We start from the raw sequence: 18,980 nt of genomic DNA on the forward strand, positions 1-18,980 counted from the left end.
AAAAATGAAAACTACAGATAAAATTATTATTATCGATTTAGAAGCCACATGTTGGCAGGGTCCCGTCCCGAAAGGCCAGCAAAATGAAATTATTGAAATTGGTCTGGCTTTACTAGATACAGAAACAGGCCAGATTTCCAAAAATAAAGGCATATTAGTAAAACCACAACGCTCTAGCGTAAGTTCGTTTTGTACAGAACTAACAACCATTACTCAAGATTTACTGGATAAAAACGGAGTATTTTTTGAAGATGCCATCAATCAGCTTATTGATGATTACAATCCAGATTTGTACACTTGGGCAAGTTACGGTCAGTACGATTTGAATATGCTGAAAAACCAATGTAAATCATTTGGTGTTCCCTATCCAATGGCAGAAGATCATATCAACGTAAAAGAACATTTTGCTGAAAAGTTTGGTCTTAACAGGCAGACGGGTATGAACGGTGCTTTGCAAATGTTGAATATTCCATTAGAAGGAACACACCATAGAGGTATTGACGATGCCAAAAACATCGCTAAAATTTTGAATTGGTGCCTAAAAAATTAGATTTTAATTTGTTAATCGCAGTTATCAAAAGGGATAGTTGATAGCTGCAGAAGGAAACTGCATATCTTTGTATTTGCAGTTTCTGTTTTTAGATGAATTATTAAAATATTAAAAAGGCTGTCTTATAAAGACAGCCTTTCCCTTGGTTAAATTATTTTGATTTATTAATTGTTTCCGTAGATTTTAGTGTAAAGATCTTTATAGGTCTCTTTAATAATTTTTCTTTTTAATTTTAAAGTAGGAGTAAGCTGTCCACCATCGATTGACCAAACATCTGGAGTTAATTCAAAACGTTTAATTTGTTCCCAGTGACCAAATTTTTTATTGATACTTTCTACTTCTTCGTCAATTCTTTTAATGACATCTGGATTTGAAGCGATTTCAGCGTCAGTACTTCCTAAAGTAACTTTGTGGATTTTAGCCCATTCTTTTACAAACTCAAAATTTGGCTGAATAAAAGCAGCTGGCATTTTTTCGCCTTCACCAATAACCATAATCTGCTCAATAAAACGAGATTGTTTCATCGCATTTTCAATCATCTGCGGAGCGATATATTTTCCTCCTGATGTTTTGAACATTTCTTTTTTACGGTCGGTGATTTTTAAGAAACCTTCACTGTCAATTTCTCCAATATCTCCCGTATGGAAATAACCGTCTTGTAAAGCTTCAGCTGTTTTTTCAGGATCGTTATAATATCCTAACATTACGTTTGGTCCTTTACAAAGAATTTCTCCATCTTCAGCAATTTTCACTTCAAGATTACGGATTGGTTTTCCAACAGTTCCAATTTTAAAACCTTTATTTCTTTGATCATTTACCGCAATTACAGGAGAAGTTTCTGTTAAACCATAACCTTCCATAACCGGAATTTCTGCTGCAGCAAAAACTCTAGACAAACGAGGCTGTAAAGCGGCACTTCCAGAAACCATTAAATCTAATTTTCCTCCCAAACCTTCTTTCCATTTACTGAAAATTAGTTTGCGGGCAATTTTTAATTGGAACTCATACCAGAAACCGTTTGCTCCGTATGGCTCGTATTTTAAACCTAAATCAATAGCCCAGAAAAACAGCTTTTTCTTGATACCAGTTAATTCGGCTCCTTTGGCATAAATTTTATCGTATACTTTTTCAAGAAGTCTAGGAACAGCTGTAATAACTGTTGGCTGTACTTCTTTTAAATTGTCGCTGATTTTGTCGATCGATTCTCCAAAATAAACCGAAACACCATAATATTGATAGATGTATAAAATCATTCTTTCAAAGATATGGCAGATAGGAAGGAAGCTCAATGCAGTACTGTTTCCCGCATCAAATGGAATTCTAGGTGCGCTGTCTAAAACATTCGAAACAATGTTTTGGTGTGAAAGCATAACACCTTTAGGCCTTCCTGTAGTTCCAGAAGTATAAATAATCGTTGCCAGATCATTTGTATGAATACTTTCTTTTCTAGCTTCAACTTCATTTTGGTTGCTTTCGTCTGCTCCCAAATTCAGTAATTCTGACCAGTGTTTACAGCCCGAAATTTCATTAAAAGAATATACCTCTTTTAATGTTGGCACATTCGCTTTGATAGCATTTACTTTCTGAAGTACTTCTTCATCAGAAACAAAACAGTAAATACTGCCGCTGTGGTTTAATATATATTCGTAGTCTTCTTCAGCAATTGTTGGGTAAATAGGAACATTTTGAGCTCCTGTCTGCAAAATTCCAATATCCATTACATTCCATTCCGTGCGGTTGTTGGAAGAGATCAAAGCAATTTTGTCATCTTTCTGAACCCCCATACGCAATAATGCTCTTGAAATAGCATTAGCTTTTGCAATATATTCCTGGCTAGATGTTTTTTCCCAGACTCCATTTTTTTTTGTTGCTAAAGCAACTGGAAGGTTGTAAGTTTCTTGTTGATAATAGGGAAAATCAAAAAGTCGAGTGATTGAAATCATGTTTAATATATTGAATTATATTGCAAATTAAATAAAAATTGGGAATGATTTTTAGTTTTCTAAAATTAAATAGGAAATTTTATGACAACTATTAAAATTTTACGAAAACGTTTTCTTTTTAGTAGAAATTCTTCCAAAAACCAATAAATATTTAATTTGAAGCCTGCTTATGACTGTTATTGTACGTTGTAATCTTCGTATTCTTTTACTCTTTCGCCCATTAAAAACATTTTTTTCTTAGCAAAATGAATGGAGAATTGAGAGTAAAACCATTCATTGCTGTCATTTGGTCTGTACCAAAATGTATAGGATTTACTATTGAAGCCTTCTTTGAAAATAGGAGTTCCTTCTTCAGTACATTCAATTCCCCAGTTGATTTTCTGTTTGCTCAAATCATCGGCTTGAATGGAACCTGTTCCATCAGGATTTAAAACGGTAATAGGCTGTTTCATGCCAATTGGGGCATAAGTTCCCTGAACAGGATAACCAATAGTTGTAGTGATGTAGCGTTCTTTAGAATTGTGGGTAATTTGATCTACTTGTACTTGAGAATAGGATTGAAAGGAAATAAAGAATACTGTTGCCGCTAATAATTGTAAAAATTTCATCTATGTAGGATTAAGTGTTTTTTGTGACTGAAAAAATCGGTTGGGGCGATTTCTTTCAGCGAATATAATTCAATTTTTCAATAGAATTATAAAGTGCCTTAATATACTAGTAAATTAAATTTAGGGTAAGTTAACAGTCTTAAGAAAACGAGTAGAGAAAAAGGTGTTTTTAACATTAAAAACAGGAAAAAGCAAATTAGATTGAACTTAGAAGACTAATAATCTACACTTTGACATCTAGTCATTTTTAAAATATGATTTTCAAAATAAGTTGCTGTATATAACTTTGAATCCGAATAAAATGCAGATTACAGAAGAAATTACGATTAACGAATATTGAAGTTTTTTAGACCCCAAAACATTTTTTGTAAAAGGAATGCTGAAAAGCCCAGCAGCAGCAAACATTCCTAAAATAGAACCAATTCCAAAAATTAAAATATATACTAATCCTTCTAATGGTGTTTTCATTTGAGAGATAACCAGTATAACCAAAGATCCGCTGCCTGCCAATCCGTGAACTAATCCTACCCAAAATGCCGTTTTATAATTAGCAGTTTCAGAGTGATTATGCGGGAAGATAGCTATAGGGTGAGAATGGGTGTAGGTATGAGCGTGCATATGAGTATGGGTAACACCATTGGTATGCGTATGCTGATGGCTGTGGTAATAAGTATGAGAATGTTTTTTCTTGTAAAATAATTTTGCCATACGATAAACTCCAAGAAAAACAAGCATTATACCGACACCAGCTTCGAGATAACTAAAAATATTTTCGCTAATCGAAATTTTAAAACCAATCATAAATATGCCCACAATAAATATGGTTGAAGTATGGCCAACTCCCCAGGATATTCCATCTTTTAAGGCATCTTTGATCTTACTTCTATTGGTAACCAAATTATTTACTGCTAACAAATGATCGGCCTCAAAAGCATGTTCTAATCCGGCATAAATTGTAATTAAAAATCCAATCATAGTTTTACAAATAGTTGAAATATGCGGCACAAGCACCTTCAGAAGATACCATTGGCGCGCCTAAGGGATTAGACGGCTTGCATTTTTTTCCAAATTCAGGACACTCATTGGGGCGTTTGTGTCCCGTTAAGATTTGTCCGGCAATACAAGATTGGTCTTCTTCTTTGTTTAAAGTTGCTATAGCAAATTTTTGGCTGGCATCATACATTTTATAGTCTTTTCTCATTACAAGTCCACTGTTTTTAATTGCACCAATGCCTCGCCATTCTTGAGTTCCGATGGTAAAAACAGTATTTACCACTTCTTTTGCTTTTATATTGCCTTCTTCCTTAACTAATCTTGTATATTGATTTTCTACTTCATATTTTCCTTTTTCTAGTTGAAGTACGGTATGGTAAATTGCTTGAACCATATCCGTAGGTTCAAATCCTGAAACTACGATTGGAATTTTGTATTTTTCGGCAATGGGATAATATTCTTCCAATCCAACAATAGTGCATACATGGCCAGCTCCTAAAAAAGCATTTATGGTGCAAAACTCATCAGATAAAATAGCTTCCATTGCGGGCGGAACCAAAACGTGAGAAACCAGTAAGCTAAAGTTGGCAAGTCCTAATCGTTGGGCATAAATAACGGCCAAAGCATTGCTGGGTGCAGTAGTTTCGAAGCCTACAGCAAAAAAAACGACTTCTTTGGACGGATTTTTCACGGCAATATTTACTGCTTCTAAGGGAGAATACAAAATACGAAGATCGCCGCCTTCGGCTTTGGCTTGCAATAAACTTTTTGACGACCCAGGAACACGAATCATATCTCCAAACGAACACATTATGACACCTTTTTTCATTAGCTCAACAGCTTTGTCGATTAATGAAATAGGAGTTACGCAAACAGGACAGCCAGGCCCATGAATCATTCTGATATTTTTTGGCAATAAATCTAATAATCCGTTTTTGACCAATGAATGGGTTTGTCCGCCACAAATTTCCATGATATTCCACGGTTTGGTCGTGATTTTATGAATTTCATTTATATAATGATTGACCAATTCTGGATTACGATATTCAGACATGTATTTCATTTTAAACAATATTTACGAGTTCAATAATAAATATCAAAGTAGAGTTGGGCTGAATCATTGGTGGCGCGCCTATGTGAGAATAAGCCAAGTCATGCGGAATATATATTTTCCAGCGAGAGCCTTCGGGCATTAATTGCAGTGCTTCCTGCCAGCCTTTTAAAGTTTGTGCAACCTGCATTTTTTGGGGTCCAGTTTCTTTTGTAGAATCAAAAACACTTTTATTAAGCAGAGAACCTTCGTATACAACATTTACGGTATCTGTAATTTTAGGCAACTTCCCGTTTCCTTCTACCAAAACTTCGTATTGCAAACCAGAAGGAAGTGTTACAATGCCTTCTTTTTCAGCATTTTTTTCTAAAAAAGCTCTTCCAATTTCGGCATTTTTTACTTTTAGTTCTTCCTGCAAAAGAGCAACGTAATTATTGAAGATTTCGATTGAACGTTTAGGAGAAATTTTTTCAGAAGTCTTTTCGAAAACAGACTTCATACCATCTGTAAAATCTTCGTACATTATTTCTTCAAATCCAATATCTTTTAAGCTTAATGCCATAACAACACCAGCAGAATAAGAGATTTTGTCTTTTTCTTCTGTTTTTCCTATATGTCCTAATAATTCAAGAATGTCCATAAATTATTTTTTAAAATGTAAATAATGATTAAGCTGACCAAACGAAATGTTTTCATCGTTGGGCGAAAGCATTTTATGAAAATGTAATTTGTATTTTGTTTGCAAATGATCTTTTATGAGATCGATAAGAACGGCATTCTGAAAAACGCCACCGCTAAAAGCGATTTCTTTTGATTTGGAAAAAAAGGCAATCTTCTCAACGCATTTTACCAATGTGTAATGAAAATTTAAAGCAGCAATTTCTAGATTGGTATTGCTTTTTACTGCTTTGACCAGATTTAATAAAAGTTTTTTTGTCGGAATCGTATTGGTTATTTTTTCGTTTTGCAAATAGTCTTTCAATTTTACATTAGAGCTGTTGTAAGCTTTTTGAGCAAGATTTTCTAAATACATACCTGCTTCGCCTTCAAATAAAATAGGACTTTTAAACCCTAGTGTAAAGGCTGCCGCATCAATCAATCGTCCCACAGAAGAAGTTCTGATCGAACTGTCTTTAATATACTTGGAGTAAATTTTGATTTCGTTTTTGTCGCAGTATTGCTGAAAATATTTGTGATTCCTACTAATTGAAACTGCAGCGATTTTAGGATTTTTAGACATTTGATCGCCTAAAATCCATTTAAAATACTCTAAATGTCCAAGCCTTTCTATTGGTTTATTAATGCTGTATGCAAAAAATTCTCCACCCCAAATCTCTGTTTCATTGCCAAAACCCATTCCGTCCCAAATAACACCTAAGATTTTTGATTTTTTCCATAATTTCTTTTCACTTAAAATGGCCGCAAAATGCGCTTCATGATGCTGAATTTTAAAGGCCTTTACTGTATTATTCTGGGTGGTGAAATCAATAATTTTTTTGGCGTTTTCGTAATCGGGATGACTGTCATAAATAATGGTTTCGGGAATGAACCCGAAAAAATCCTGATAACGGCTTATTTTTTTATCAAATCGGTTATAAGTATCGTAATTGGATAAATCGCCAATATATTCGCTCGTGTAAATTTGTTCGTTTGGTGCAATAGTGATCGTATTTTTTAAATCGGCACCTAAACAAAGCAAGTGATCCGCTTTGGGAGCAGAAAAAGATAAATCAAGATTTGGCGCAAATCCTCTTGCGCGACGCAGTATAATTTTTTGTTTGTGCTTTCTTGAAAATTTAATGACAGAATCATCCTGCGAATGTTGAATGTCTAAATTATGATGCAGATAAAAATCAGCCACAAAGCGTAACGTTTCCATTACTTCATCTTGATCTGTACATATGGTTGATCCGTTAAAATTGCCGCTGGTTGCTACAAGCGGTTTTTGGAACAGATTTGAAATTAAATGCAAAATACCTGAATTGGGCAGCATGGCACCAATTGAATTCAGGCTTGGTGCGATTTGCTGTACCGCCAGATTGGCTTGATTTTTTAAAGGTAAAATGACAATTGGCGCTTGAACAGAGCTGATTGCTTTTTTTTCTGTTTTGTTGCAGAATAAAAAATTGTCAATTTGATCCAAATCTGTAAATAAGACTGCAAATGGTTTTGTGAGACGTTTTTTTCTGTTTCGCAATTCCTGAACAGCTTCTGGATTTGTTGCATCACATAAAAGCAGATAACCGCTGGTGTTTTTTACCGCAACTATTTTTCCGTTGTTTAGTTTCTCCGAAAGTGCTTCGAAGATTTCCCTGTTTGTTCCGGAAATAACTGCTCCTGAGTTATCTGTAAGTAAAATTTTTACTCCGCAATCCGTACATGAATTGGTTTGAGAATGAAAGCGTATATCTTTTGGATTATGATATTCTTCAAGACAATTTTCGCACATTTCAAATTCTTTTAAACTTGTATTTTCTCTTTCAAAAGGAAATTTGTGTGCAATTGCATATCGAGGTCCGCATGAAGTACAGCTTATAAAAGGATAGTAATAGCGATTGTTTTCGGGATCGAGAACTTCTTCTTTGCAATTTTTACATATCGCAAAATCAGCAGTAAGCTGCGAATTGATAGAAATGTTTTTGTCGGTGGGTTTTATAATAAAATCATGATACTCTTCCTCAATTAAAATTTCCGAAATTTTGATATTGCTTATTTGGGCATTTTTAGGATGTTTCTTTTTAACCTCTTTATAAAAATCAGCTATAATTTCCTTTTTGTTCTGTGCTATTATAATTACTCCAGATTCAGTATTGGAAACATAACCCTTTAAATCGTAGTTAAGAGCTAAATTGTATATAAAAGGTCTAAAACCAACGCCTTGCACAACGCCAAAAATTGTTATTTGAAATGTTGGAATCAAGAAAAAAGGAATTATATATTTTTAAAATTTTCAATCTGAGAAATGATTTTTGCGGTGACTTTTTGTATCGCTTCGTCTACTTTTGGCGAAAGATTGAGTGACATTGGCTCCATTTTTAATATTGTAATGGTGTACAGATAGATTTCGGGCATGGCGTTGAGCATCGACAAAATATCTACCATGTCTTTAAGTCCAAAATTATGGCCGCTTAATGATGGAGGAAAATCTTGCGTAAAACGCGGTTTTAAAAGTGTAATTGTTCCTTCTGGTTTGCCATCCATAGTAGCATCTACAATAATTACTTTTTTATGATTTTCGATATACGGAATTAAAGTAAAACCGCCAGTTCCTCCATCAATAAAGGTAATATTTTCAGGAAATTGAGTTTTGTCGATTCTATTTATAAAATGTACGCCAACACCTTCGTCGCCCATTAAATAATTGCCAATTCCGAGCACTAAAATTTCATTTCCGTCGGTATGAAACTCATCTGTTTTTTTCGCAATAATTTCTTCTTGCATATCATTTTATTTTCGAAACCTATTAAACAATTTACGTGCTATTGCTGCTGCGCTATTTGATCCTGTTTCTCGAGATTATCGTCTTTTTTAATTCTTTCTGTTCGTACAAACTTATAACCGCTTACCATGGCCGATGTTTCGCCTAATCCTTCCAGCCAATCATGAAAGAAGACCAAGTAAATGTGAACAATGGCAAACAAAATAAAAGTCCAAGTGGTAAAATGATGAATCGTTCTAACATTAAAATCACCTCCAACAAAATTGGTTACCCAAGCAAACATTTTAGGAAAAAACCATGTTGAAGTAGGAGCATACATCGCAAATCCTGTAGCAATCATGATAAGTGCCATAAAAAACATTATTAAATAAGAAGCTGCTGCCACACTATTGTGACCAACAGCACCTGTTGGTGAACCATTTGTATTTTCGTTTTGTAGAAAAATATCATATTTAATAACATGCCACATTCGTTTGAAACCTTCCTTTTTGAAAGGAAAAAACACGCGCCAGTTAGCATATTTATTTCCTTTGAAAGCAAAATAAACTCTCAAAATCATCACTGCTGTTAACAAATAAGCACACCCAAAATGGATTTCTCGAATGTATCCAAACCAAAACTGATTTGTTGCTTCTTTTGTCGAAATGATGCCAGGCGGATGGCCAATCATAAAACCTGTTGCAACCAGTCCTGTAATAGCCCAAGCATTAACCCAATGAAAAATGCGTATTGGCAGCTGCCATATATAAGCTCTTTTATAATCGTTAGTTTTTGTTGGCATGTTGTACAATGTTTAAATTAGACAGTACAGATAGAGATGTCGTTTACTTCTTTGATAATACTGCCATTTTCATCATATAAATGCACTGCGCAAGCAATACATGGATCGAATGAATGTATTGTTCTAATGATTTCTAAAGGAAGTTCAGGATCTGCGACAGGAGTATTTAATAAACTGCTTTCGTAAGGCGAACGCTGTCCTTTAGGATCTCGAGGCGAAGCATTCCATGTAGAAGGAACCACCTGCTGATAATTGGCAACTTTGGCATCTTTTATTACAATCCAATGGCTTAATGCTCCTCTGGGTGCTTCTACTAGTCCTACGCCTTGTGTTTCTTTTGGCCAAGTTGAAGTTTCCCATTTTTCCATATTGGCCATTTTGGTATCTCCTTTTTTAATATTTTCAATTAATTGGTCAAAGAATTCCAGGTTCCAGCCTGCTACTAATTTTGATTCTAAAGCCCTGGCTGCAGTTCTGCCTAAAGTAGAAAATAAAGCTTCGGCAGGAATTTGCAGTTTTGACAATGCCGAATCTATAGTATCTTTAAATTCTTCTCTTCCAGAGGCATATCCTACGAGCATTCGCGCAAGCGGACCAGCCTCCATAGCATGGCCTTTCCATCTTGGCGTTTTAATGAAACTGTATTTTTCATCCACATTCAAATGAGTATACGGCGGTTTTGGACCTGTATAATTTATTTTGGTTTCTCCGCTCCAAGGCTGTCTTCCGGTATTGCCGTCTCCTTCATAATCATACCAAGAATTGTTTACATACTCTTCAACTGTTTTTAAGTCTCGTAAATCCAGATCGTGAACTTTTGTTAAGTCTTTATTCAATATAACCCCAGATGGAAATTTGAAGGTATTGTTATTGGTGTTGTTGTACCCTTGAGTTGGAAAATCTCCAAAAGTCATGAAGTTATGAAAACCTCCAATTGCACCCCAATCTTTGTAAAAACTCGCTATGGTCATAACATCTGGAAGATAAACCTGTTCTACAAATCGTTTTCCTTCTTCTAGCAGCTGTCTCACAAAAGCTAATCTTTCAGCATTTAAACCACTGGCATCATCAAGATTGATGGAACAAGCCATTCCTCCAACAAGAAAATTAGGATGCGGATTTTTACCGCCAAAAATGGCATGCACTTTTACAATTTCTTTTTGCCATTCTAAAGCTTCCAAGTAATGTGCCGTGGCCATTAAATTGGCTTCAGGAGGCAGTTTCATTTGAGGGTGTCCCCAATATCCATTTGCAAAAATTCCTAATTGACCGCTTGCTACAAACTTTTTTAATCTTTTCTGCAAATCAGAGAAGTAGCCAGGCGAACTTTTTGGCCAATTGGATATAGATTGTGCCAATTGAGATGTTTTTACCGGATCTGCATTTAAACCGCTCAATACATCGACCCAATCAAAAGCATGCAAATGATAAAAATGAACTACGTGATCATGCAGGTATAGCGAACCTAACATAATATTTCTAACAATTTCAGCATTAGGCGGTACAACAATACCAAGTGCATCTTCAACAGATCGTACAGATGCTGTAGCGTGTGTTGAAGTACAAACACCACAAGTTCTTTGCACAAATGCCCATACATCTTTTGGGTTTCTGTCCTTTACAATATTTTCTAAACCTCTCACCATTGTAGAAGACAAAAACGCTTCTTTTATCGTACCATCAGAAATTTCTACTTCTGCTCTAAGATGCCCTTCAATTCTGGTAATTGGATCTACAACTATTCTCTCTGCCATGTTTGTTTTTATTTAGATTATAAATCCTCTAAGTGTTTTTCGTTTTCAGTTCCCTGATTGATTCTTTGTGTAAGCTCTTTTCTTTTGGATACATTAGAAAGTATAGCATGAACTCCGATGCCTGCAGCAACACTTCCTAAAGCAATTTTTCCTAAAGTATCTGCATTGGCTTCAATATTTCCTGGATTTACAGCTGTATCTCTAGAATAAAAACTTCCTGCATCCCAAAAATCCTTCGCGCTACAGCCTATGCACCCGTGACCGGATTGAATAGGATAACTTACGCCGCCGTTCCATTTCATATTACCGCAAGCGTTGTACGTACTTGGGCCTTTACAGCCTACTTTATATAAGCAATATCCTTTTTTAGCATTTTCGTCATCAAAATTTTCTGCAAATAATCCCGCATCAAAATAAGGTCTGCGGTAACAGCTGTCATGAACCCTTTTGGAGTAAAAGGCTTTTGGACGTCCAGAACTGTCTAATTCAGGCAGTTTTCCAAAGGCCACTACATGAACAATAATTCCAGCCATTACTTCACCGATAGGCGGACAGCCAGGAACGTTTATAATAGGTTTGTCGGTTATAATTTTATGAATTGGCACAGCACCAGTCGGATTTGGTTTTGCAGCCTGCACACAACCAGATGTAGCACAGCTTCCCCAAGCAATAATGGCTTTTGCTCCCGCTGCCGCTTCTTTTAGAATATCAACAGCGCTTCTACCTCCAATGCAACAGTAATTTCCATCGGCACCCATTGGCACAGAACCTTCAACACAAAGAATATATTCTCCTTTGTATTTGTCCATCGTTGCCTTTTTGGCCGCTTCGGCCTGATGTCCAGATGCCGCCATTAAAGTCAAAGTATAGTCTAAAGAAATTTTATCGAGAATAATATCAGCAACAATAGGATGGTCAGAACGAATAAAAGATTCGCTGCAACAAGTACATTCCTGAAAATGTTCCCAAATCACAGGCAGACGCGGAGTGGTTTCGAGTGCTTTGGCAATTTGGCCAATTGCAGAACTCTGAACTCCCATATAGGCACCAATATAAGCTACAAACTTTAAGAAATCTCTCCTGCTGTAGCCTTGTCTTTCAATACTATTATAATAGGTTTCGTTTCCTTGTTTTTTTTCCTCCATTCTGATTCTGTTTTTAATTATCGATGAAAAAACTTTTTAGTTGTTTTTTTTAGGAATTTAAAATTATCTAAACCTTTACGGTAGGAATGTGATAAATATCAGTTTTTGAGATTTATTTTATGAATATCTTGCGAGATTGAAATATACTTTGAAAAGTAGATAATTATGCATGAGCTTTCGGTAGTTACGTCAATTGTAAAAATTGCAACACAAGAAGTAGATAAAATCAAGGGAACAAAAGCGCTTGAAATCTATCTTTCGATAGGGAAATTATCAGGGGTAGAAATGAGTTCTTTCCATTTTGTATGGCCACAATGCATTGATGGAACGGTTTTAAAGGATGCCGCATTATTTATTGAAGAACCAGAAGGAAAAGCAAAATGTGCTGAATGCGGTACAGAATTTCAAATTGAAAGGAGTTTTGATAATTGCCCTGAATGTAACAGCCCTTTTAAAGAAATTACCGCTGGAAAAGAATTAAAAATCAAGAAAATAATCATAAAATAAGTTGAGTTATGTGTACTACTTGCGGCTGCAGTTCTGATGAAAACGAGATTAGATTTACCAAAATTGGAAGTAAAAATTCCTATTCCCATTACCATTCGGGACATTTTCATCACCATCATGATCACGAAGACCATCATCATGAACACCATTACGATCATGATCATGAGCATGATAGCCATGACCATGAACATAATCATGATTATAAACACTCGCATTCTCACGAAATAAATGTAGTGCAGTTAGAAAAAGATATTTTGTATAAAAACCAGCTTACAGCAGAAAGAAACAGAGGCTTTTTTGAAGCACTGAATATTTTTTCAATTAATTTGGTAAGTTCTCCTGGTTCTGGAAAAACCTCTTTGCTGGAAAGAACCATTTCGGATCTGAAAGCCAAAATAGCATTTTCTGTGATAGAAGGAGATCAGCAGACGACAAATGATGCCGATCGAATTCATAAATTGAATGTTCCGGTGCTACAGATCAATACAGGAAAAGGATGCCATTTGGATAGTGAAATGATAGCAAAAGCGGTGAAAGAATTAAAACCCGTTCAAGACTCTATTTTAATGATTGAAAATGTTGGGAATTTGGTTTGTCCAGCAATGTTTGATCTTGGAGAGTTGAAACGAATTGTTATTATATCGGTTACCGAAGGAGAAGATAAACCGCTTAAATATCCTGATATGTTTTCAGGATCTCAGGTCTGCATCATTAACAAAATAGATTTACTGCCTTATCTGAAATTTGATTTAGAAAAATTAAAAGAATATGCCAAAAAAGTCAATCCGCATTTGATTTTCTTCGAACTTTCTGCAACGTCAGGCGAAGGACTTCATGAGTGGTATGATTATTTGGCGCAATCTATAAAACAATAAATATGTGTTTAGCAGTTCCAGGCCGTTTAGAAAAAGTCACAGTAGAACTTGATGAAACTTTTAGAATAGGAAAAGTATCATTTGAAGGGATAATAAAAGAAGTCAATTTAGCCCTTGTGCCAGAAGCCAAAATAGGAGATTATTTGTTAGTGCATGTTGGTGCGGCCATCGGCATTATTGATGAAGCAGAAGCTAAGCGAACTATGGAGGTTCTAAAAGAAATGGGCGAAGAAATTTAAGTATGAAATGAATAAGAATAGCGAAGTAATTCATCTGCATCACGGCAGTGGCGGCGAGCATATGACCAAATTGCTCAATGAAGTAATTTTTAAGATTTTAAAAAATGATGTTTTAGAAGTTCGCCACGATGGTGCATTTTTAAACCTTCAAGGTAATTTGGCATTTTCAACAGACAGTTATGTGGTTTCTCCGATATTCTTTAAAGGCGGTAATATTGGCGAACTTGCTGTAAACGGAACGGTAAACGACCTTTCGATGTGTGGCGCTGTTCCTAAATATCTTTCTCTGGCTTTAATTATAGAAGAAGGTTTTGGTTTGGACGAATTCACCCAAATTATTAAATCCATAAAAGAAGCCGCTGACAAAGCAAATGTTCAAATAGTTACCGGAGATACCAAAGTGGTCGAAAAAGGAAAAGGCGATCATATTTATATAAATACATCAGGTATTGGTGTTGTGCACGAAAAAGCCAATATCAAAATTGAGAATATAAAAGAAGGAGATGCCATTATTATAAATGGAGCAATAGCCTCGCACGGAATGGCAATTATGTCTGAAAGGGAAGGGCTGGAATTTGAAAGCGATATTCTTAGTGACACTATTAATTTGAATCATACGATTAAAGATTTAATGGATCGTTTTGGAGATAAAATCCATTTTTTGAGAGATGCAACGAGGGGCGGACTAGCTTCTGTATTGAATGAAATAGCGGTTGATGCAAATCTCGGGATTGCAATTTTTGAAGAAAAAATAAAAGTAGAGAATCAAGTAAGAAGCGCTTGCGAATTATTAGGTTTAGATCCTTTGTATGTTGCAAATGAAGGTGTTTTCGTGTGTATAGCAGCCTCTGAAATTAAAGAAGAAGTAGTGCAGATTCTACAGAAAATAAATCCTAATGCTTCTGAAATAGGATTTGTTACAGCCGAACATCCGTCAAAAATAATTATTGAAAGTGCTTTTGGCGGAAAAAGAGTCATAAAACCTCTTGTAGGTGAACAGCTGCCGAGAATTTGTTAAAAGTTTTTCTTGTAAGGTTTCAAAACCTTGCGGAATTATAATAAAAAAAGCGCCCGATAACTTCGGGCGCTTTCTGTAATAAAAATATATTTTTTAGTTTTTCTCAATCCATTTTCTTGCGTTTACAAAAGCTTCATGCCAAGGAGAAACTTCGTCGTTTCTGTCTTTTGGATAATGGGCCCAGTTCCATTGGAAAGTTGAACGCTCAATGTGTGGCATCATAACCAAATGTCTTCCCGTTTTGTCGCACATCATTGCCGTATTGTAATCAGAACCGTTAGGGTTTGCTGGATATCCTTCATAAGCATATTTAGAAACAATGTTATAGTTTTCTTCTGCAAGAGGCAATTTAAATTTACCTTCTCCGTGAGAAACCCAAACTCCTAAAGTACTTCCTGCCAAAGTCGATAACATAACTGAATTGTTTTCCTGAACTTTTACAGATGTAAAGATACTTTCGTGTTTCTGGCTTTCGTTATGAAGCATTTTTCCGTGAACTTCATGCTCAGGATTAATTACTTCTAATTCCATAAACAACTGGCATCCGTTACAGATTCCAACCGATAAAGTATCTTCTCTTTTGAAGAAATTATCCAAAGCTGTTTTTGCTTTTTCGTTGTATAAGAAAGCTCCAGCCCAACCTTTAGCAGAACCTAAAACGTCAGAGTTAGAGAACCCGCCAACAGCTCCGATGAATTGAATATCTTCAAGAGTTTCGCGACCAGAAATTAAATCGGTCATATGAACGTCTTTTACGTCAAAACCTGCCAAGTACATTGCATTTGCCATTTCACGCTCAGAGTTACTTCCTTTTTCACGGATAATCGCTGCTTTTGGTCTTGGTTTAGAATTATCGATTTCTGGTTTTTTTCCTGTAAAATGTGCTGGGAAAGTATAATTTAAAACTTGATTTTTATAGTTTTCAAAACGTGCTTGAGCTCTTCCGTTTTTAGATTGTTTTTGGTCTAATAAATAAGAAGTTTCAAACCAAACATCTCTGTAAGTTGGAATATCTAAGTTCCAATTTCCAACTTCTAAAGTTGCAGTTTCTTGAACTGAACCTAATTTGAAGAATTCGATATTGTTCGTTTTTAATTTAGCTTCAACTGTTGCATCTGATTTTGCTTGGAATACGATTCCGATGTTTTCCGCGAAAAGGATTTTCAATAAGTCTTTTTCCGCGAAAGCGCTGAAATCAATTTTAGCTCCCAAATTTACATCAGCAAAACACATTTCTAACAAAGTAGTGATTAAACCACCGCTTCCGATATCGTGTCCTGCTAAAATTTGGCTTTCGCCGATTAATTCTTGAACCGTATTAAATGCATTTTTGAAAAAAGCCGAATCTTTAATAGTAGAAGTTTCGTTTCCGATTGCATTTCTGATTTGTGCAAAAGACGAACCTCCTAATTTGAAGTCATCTTGAGACAAATTGATATAATAAATTGATTCTCCGTTTTTCTGTAAAACAGGTTCAACCACTTTTCTAATATCGGTACAGTTTCCAGCAGCCGAAATAATAACCGTTCCAGGCGCAATTACTTCATCATTTGGATATTTTTGTTTCATTGAAAGCGAATCTTTTCCTGTTGGAATATTGATTCCTAATTCAATTGCAAAATCTGAACAAGCCTGAACAGCTTCGTATAAACGAGCATCTTCACCTTCGTTTTTACAAGCCCACATCCAGTTTGCAGATAATGAAACTCCTTTTAACTGATCTTTAATTGGAGCCCAGATAATGTTTGATAACGATTCTGCAATTGCATTTCTAGATCCAGCAGCAGGATCAATCAAAGCCGCAATAGGAGCGTGCCCTATAGAAGTTGCAATTCCTTCTTTTCCTAAGTAATCCAAAGCCATTACACCCACATTGTTCAATGGCAATTGTAACGGACCTGCATTTTGCTGTTTAGCCACTTTTCCTCCCACACAACGGTCAACTTTGTTCGTTAGCCAGTCTTTTGAAGCAACAGCCTCTAAACGTAAAACGTCTTTTAAGTAGCTTTCAAAATCTCCTGCGTTGTAAGCAACATCAGCATATTTTCTGTCTACCGTTTTATCGGTCATGATGGTTTTTGGAGAACTTCCAAAGAAATCTTCCAAAGCATAATCCATTGGTTTAGAACCATTCGATTTTGATTCGAAAGTAAAACGGTGATCTCCCGTTACATCTCCAACTTCGTACATTGGAGAACGCTCTCTGTCAGCGATTCTTTGTAAAGTATCGATATCTTTTTGGCCAATAACCAATCCCATTCTTTCTTGAGATTCGTTACCAATAATTTCTTTTGCAGAAAGAGTAGGGTCTCCAACAGGCAATTTGTCTAAATCGATCAAACCTCCAGTTTCTTCCACTAACTCAGAAAGACAGTTTAAGTGTCCGCCCGCACCGTGATCGTGAATCGAAACAATTGGATTATTGTCGCTTTCTACCAATCCTCGGATTGCATTTGCAGCACGTTTTTGCATTTCTGGGTTTGAACGCTGAATCGCATTCAACTCAATTCCCGAACCGAAAGCTCCTGTATCTGCAGAAGAAACTGCAGCACCACCCATTCCGATTCTATAGTTTTCACCTCCCAAAATAACGATTTTATCGCCTTCTTTTGGTTTGTGTTTTATCGATTGGTCTAGTTTCCCATATCCAATTCCACCCGCTTGCATGATTACTTTATCGTAACCAATTTTTCTGTTTTCTTCTTCGTGTTCAAAAGTCAAAACAGAACCAGTAATAAGCGGCTGTCCAAATTTATTTCCAAAATCAGAAGCTCCGTTTGAAGCTTTGATCAAAATATCCATTGGTGTTTGGTACAACCATTTTCTTTCTTCCACCGCATTTTCCCATTTTCTGTCGTCCTGAGCGGAGTCGAAAGATTTCAAACGAGAGTAAGAAGTCATGTAAACAGCAGTTCCAGCTAAAGGAAGCGAACCTTGTCCTCCTGCTAAACGGTCACGGATTTCTCCTCCAGATCCTGTAGCAGCACCATTGAAAGGTTCAACAGTAGTTGGGAAATTGTGTGTTTCGGCTTTTAAAGAGATAACAGAATCAAATTCTTTTATTTCGTAAAAATCAGGTTTATCAGCCGATTTTGGTGCAAATTGCTGCACTTTTGGTCCTTTTACAAAAGCAACGTTGTCTTTGTAAGCAGAAACAATATCGTTAGGATTTTCCTGAGATGTTTTTTTGATTAATTTGAAAAGAGAAGTTTCTTTTTCTTCGCCATCGATCACAAAAGTTCCGTTGAAAATTTTGTGGCGGCAGTGCTCTGAATTTGCTTGAGAGAAAGCAAAAATCTCAGAATCCGTTAATTTTCTTCCCAGTTTAGCTGAAAGATTGTTTAAGTATTCAACTTCTTCTTCGCTTAAAGCTAAACCTTCAACTTTGTTGTAAGCCGCAATATCATCAATCTCCAAAATTGGTTCTGGCTGAATGTTGATAGTGAAGATTTCTTGATCTAATTCGTTGAATTTTTGGAAAAGCATAGGGTCAAAATCAGTAAAATCTGCCGTTGCCGGATGAAATTCTTCAATTCTGATAATGCCCGGAACACCCATATTTTGAGTGATTTCTACAGCATTTGTGCTCCACGGTGTGATCATAGTGGCACGGGGACCAACAAAAAAACCCGTCAGTGCGGATTTTTCGATCTTATTTGCGTCGGCAAAAAGCCAGTTTAATTTTGAAATGTCTTGAGCTGAAATTTCGTTTTGCGTTTGTACGGCAAAAACAGTTTTGCTTTGGTTTTCAAAGAAATGGATCATTGTGATGTGTAGTTTGTTGTATTGAGCTGCAAATTTAGTTTAAATAAATAGCAAGCGCAAATTTGATAACAAACTCTTTTGAAAAAAATGAAATTGAACTGAAATTAAGTTAAAAATTAAGAATGTGGTTGGTTTTTGTAGAGTTGCTAAGATGATGAGTTTTGTTTCACGCAGATTTAGCAGATTTAGCAGATTTATTTTTTTTACTGAATTAAAAAACTTTGTCTGTAATATATTTTTGATCTGCTTATCTGCGGTAGAAATATTTCCCAAAAGAGGCAGAGTATTTTTATTTCACGCAGATTTGGCAAA

16 protein-coding genes are annotated in these 18,980 nt (G+C 35.7%); 5 read left to right on the plus strand and 11 right to left on the minus strand.

Annotation, left to right across the window (positions count from 1 at the left end):
• The first annotated feature begins 4 nt into the window (after window positions 1-4).
• Window positions 5-550, plus strand: coding sequence for a 3'-5' exonuclease (locus J0383_RS17595; protein WP_207295278.1), 546 nt, complete (start codon window positions 5-7; stop codon window positions 548-550).
• A 164-nt stretch (window positions 551-714) separates the two neighbouring features.
• Here J0383_RS17595 and J0383_RS17600 read toward each other — a convergent pair whose 3' ends face one another.
• The 10 genes from J0383_RS17600 to J0383_RS17645 form a co-directional block, all read right to left on the minus strand.
• The gene (locus tag J0383_RS17600; protein WP_207295279.1) at window positions 715-2,493 is read right to left on the minus strand and encodes an AMP-dependent synthetase/ligase; all 1,779 of its coding nucleotides are present in this window, start codon (window positions 2,491-2,493) and stop codon (window positions 715-717) included.
• A gap of 176 nt (window positions 2,494-2,669) precedes the next feature.
• Entirely contained in the window at window positions 2,670-3,101 is a 432-nt protein-coding gene (locus J0383_RS17605; RefSeq protein ID WP_207295280.1) for a hypothetical protein, read from the minus strand.
• Between the two features lie 261 nt (window positions 3,102-3,362).
• Window positions 3,363-4,076: a sulfite exporter TauE/SafE family protein gene (locus J0383_RS17610; protein WP_207295281.1), complete on the minus strand. Its 714-nt coding sequence runs from the start codon at window positions 4,074-4,076 to the stop codon at window positions 3,363-3,365.
• A gap of 4 nt (window positions 4,077-4,080) precedes the next feature.
• Window positions 4,081-5,157 (minus strand): hydrogenase formation protein HypD, encoded by a 1,077-nt coding sequence (hypD, locus tag J0383_RS17615; protein WP_207295282.1) that lies wholly within the window; start codon window positions 5,155-5,157, stop codon window positions 4,081-4,083.
• A gap of 1 nt (window position 5,158) precedes the next feature.
• On the minus strand, window positions 5,159-5,785 hold the full coding sequence (locus J0383_RS17620) for an FKBP-type peptidyl-prolyl cis-trans isomerase (RefSeq protein ID WP_207295283.1): 627 nt from the start codon (window positions 5,783-5,785) through the stop codon (window positions 5,159-5,161).
• A 3-nt stretch (window positions 5,786-5,788) separates the two neighbouring features.
• Window positions 5,789-8,065 (minus strand): carbamoyltransferase HypF, encoded by a 2,277-nt coding sequence (hypF, locus tag J0383_RS17625; protein ID WP_207295284.1) that lies wholly within the window; start codon window positions 8,063-8,065, stop codon window positions 5,789-5,791.
• An 11-nt stretch (window positions 8,066-8,076) separates the two neighbouring features.
• The gene (locus tag J0383_RS17630; protein ID WP_207295285.1) at window positions 8,077-8,586 is read right to left on the minus strand and encodes a HyaD/HybD family hydrogenase maturation endopeptidase; all 510 of its coding nucleotides are present in this window, start codon (window positions 8,584-8,586) and stop codon (window positions 8,077-8,079) included.
• A 38-nt stretch (window positions 8,587-8,624) separates the two neighbouring features.
• Entirely contained in the window at window positions 8,625-9,365 is a 741-nt protein-coding gene (cybH, locus tag J0383_RS17635) for a Ni/Fe-hydrogenase, b-type cytochrome subunit (RefSeq protein WP_207295286.1), read from the minus strand.
• A gap of 17 nt (window positions 9,366-9,382) precedes the next feature.
• Window positions 9,383-11,119, minus strand: coding sequence for a nickel-dependent hydrogenase large subunit (locus J0383_RS17640; protein WP_207295287.1), 1,737 nt, complete (start codon window positions 11,117-11,119; stop codon window positions 9,383-9,385).
• Window positions 11,120-11,136: 17 nt separating this feature from the next.
• Window positions 11,137-12,264, minus strand: a complete 1,128-nt coding sequence (locus J0383_RS17645; protein ID WP_207295288.1) for a hydrogenase small subunit — start codon at window positions 12,262-12,264, stop codon at window positions 11,137-11,139.
• A gap of 165 nt (window positions 12,265-12,429) precedes the next feature.
• Between J0383_RS17645 and hypA the strand changes: the two genes are divergently transcribed.
• Genes hypA through hypE form a run of 4 tightly spaced genes read left to right on the plus strand, consistent with a single transcriptional unit; the run spans window position 12,430 to window position 14,903 of the window.
• Window positions 12,430-12,771 (plus strand): hydrogenase maturation nickel metallochaperone HypA, encoded by a 342-nt coding sequence (gene hypA, locus J0383_RS17650; RefSeq protein ID WP_207295289.1) that lies wholly within the window; start codon window positions 12,430-12,432, stop codon window positions 12,769-12,771.
• Between the two features lie 8 nt (window positions 12,772-12,779).
• The gene (gene hypB, locus J0383_RS17655; RefSeq protein WP_207295290.1) at window positions 12,780-13,646 is read left to right on the plus strand and encodes a hydrogenase nickel incorporation protein HypB; all 867 of its coding nucleotides are present in this window, start codon (window positions 12,780-12,782) and stop codon (window positions 13,644-13,646) included.
• 2 nt (window positions 13,647-13,648) lie between these two features.
• Window positions 13,649-13,885, plus strand: a complete 237-nt coding sequence (locus J0383_RS17660; RefSeq protein WP_207295291.1) for a HypC/HybG/HupF family hydrogenase formation chaperone — start codon at window positions 13,649-13,651, stop codon at window positions 13,883-13,885.
• A 7-nt stretch (window positions 13,886-13,892) separates the two neighbouring features.
• Window positions 13,893-14,903 carry a hydrogenase expression/formation protein HypE gene (gene hypE, locus J0383_RS17665; RefSeq protein WP_207295292.1) on the plus strand — a complete coding sequence of 337 codons (1,011 nt, stop codon included), beginning with the start codon at window positions 13,893-13,895 and terminating at the stop codon, window positions 14,901-14,903.
• Between the two features lie 93 nt (window positions 14,904-14,996).
• Here the strand turns inward: hypE and purL are convergent, their stop codons facing one another.
• Window positions 14,997-18,668, minus strand: coding sequence for a phosphoribosylformylglycinamidine synthase (purL, locus tag J0383_RS17670; protein ID WP_207295293.1), 3,672 nt, complete (start codon window positions 18,666-18,668; stop codon window positions 14,997-14,999).
• Window positions 18,669-18,980 lie beyond the last annotated feature (312 nt).

Source organism: Flavobacterium endoglycinae, from assembly GCF_017352115.1.
Taxonomy (GTDB): domain Bacteria; phylum Bacteroidota; class Bacteroidia; order Flavobacteriales; family Flavobacteriaceae; genus Flavobacterium; species Flavobacterium endoglycinae.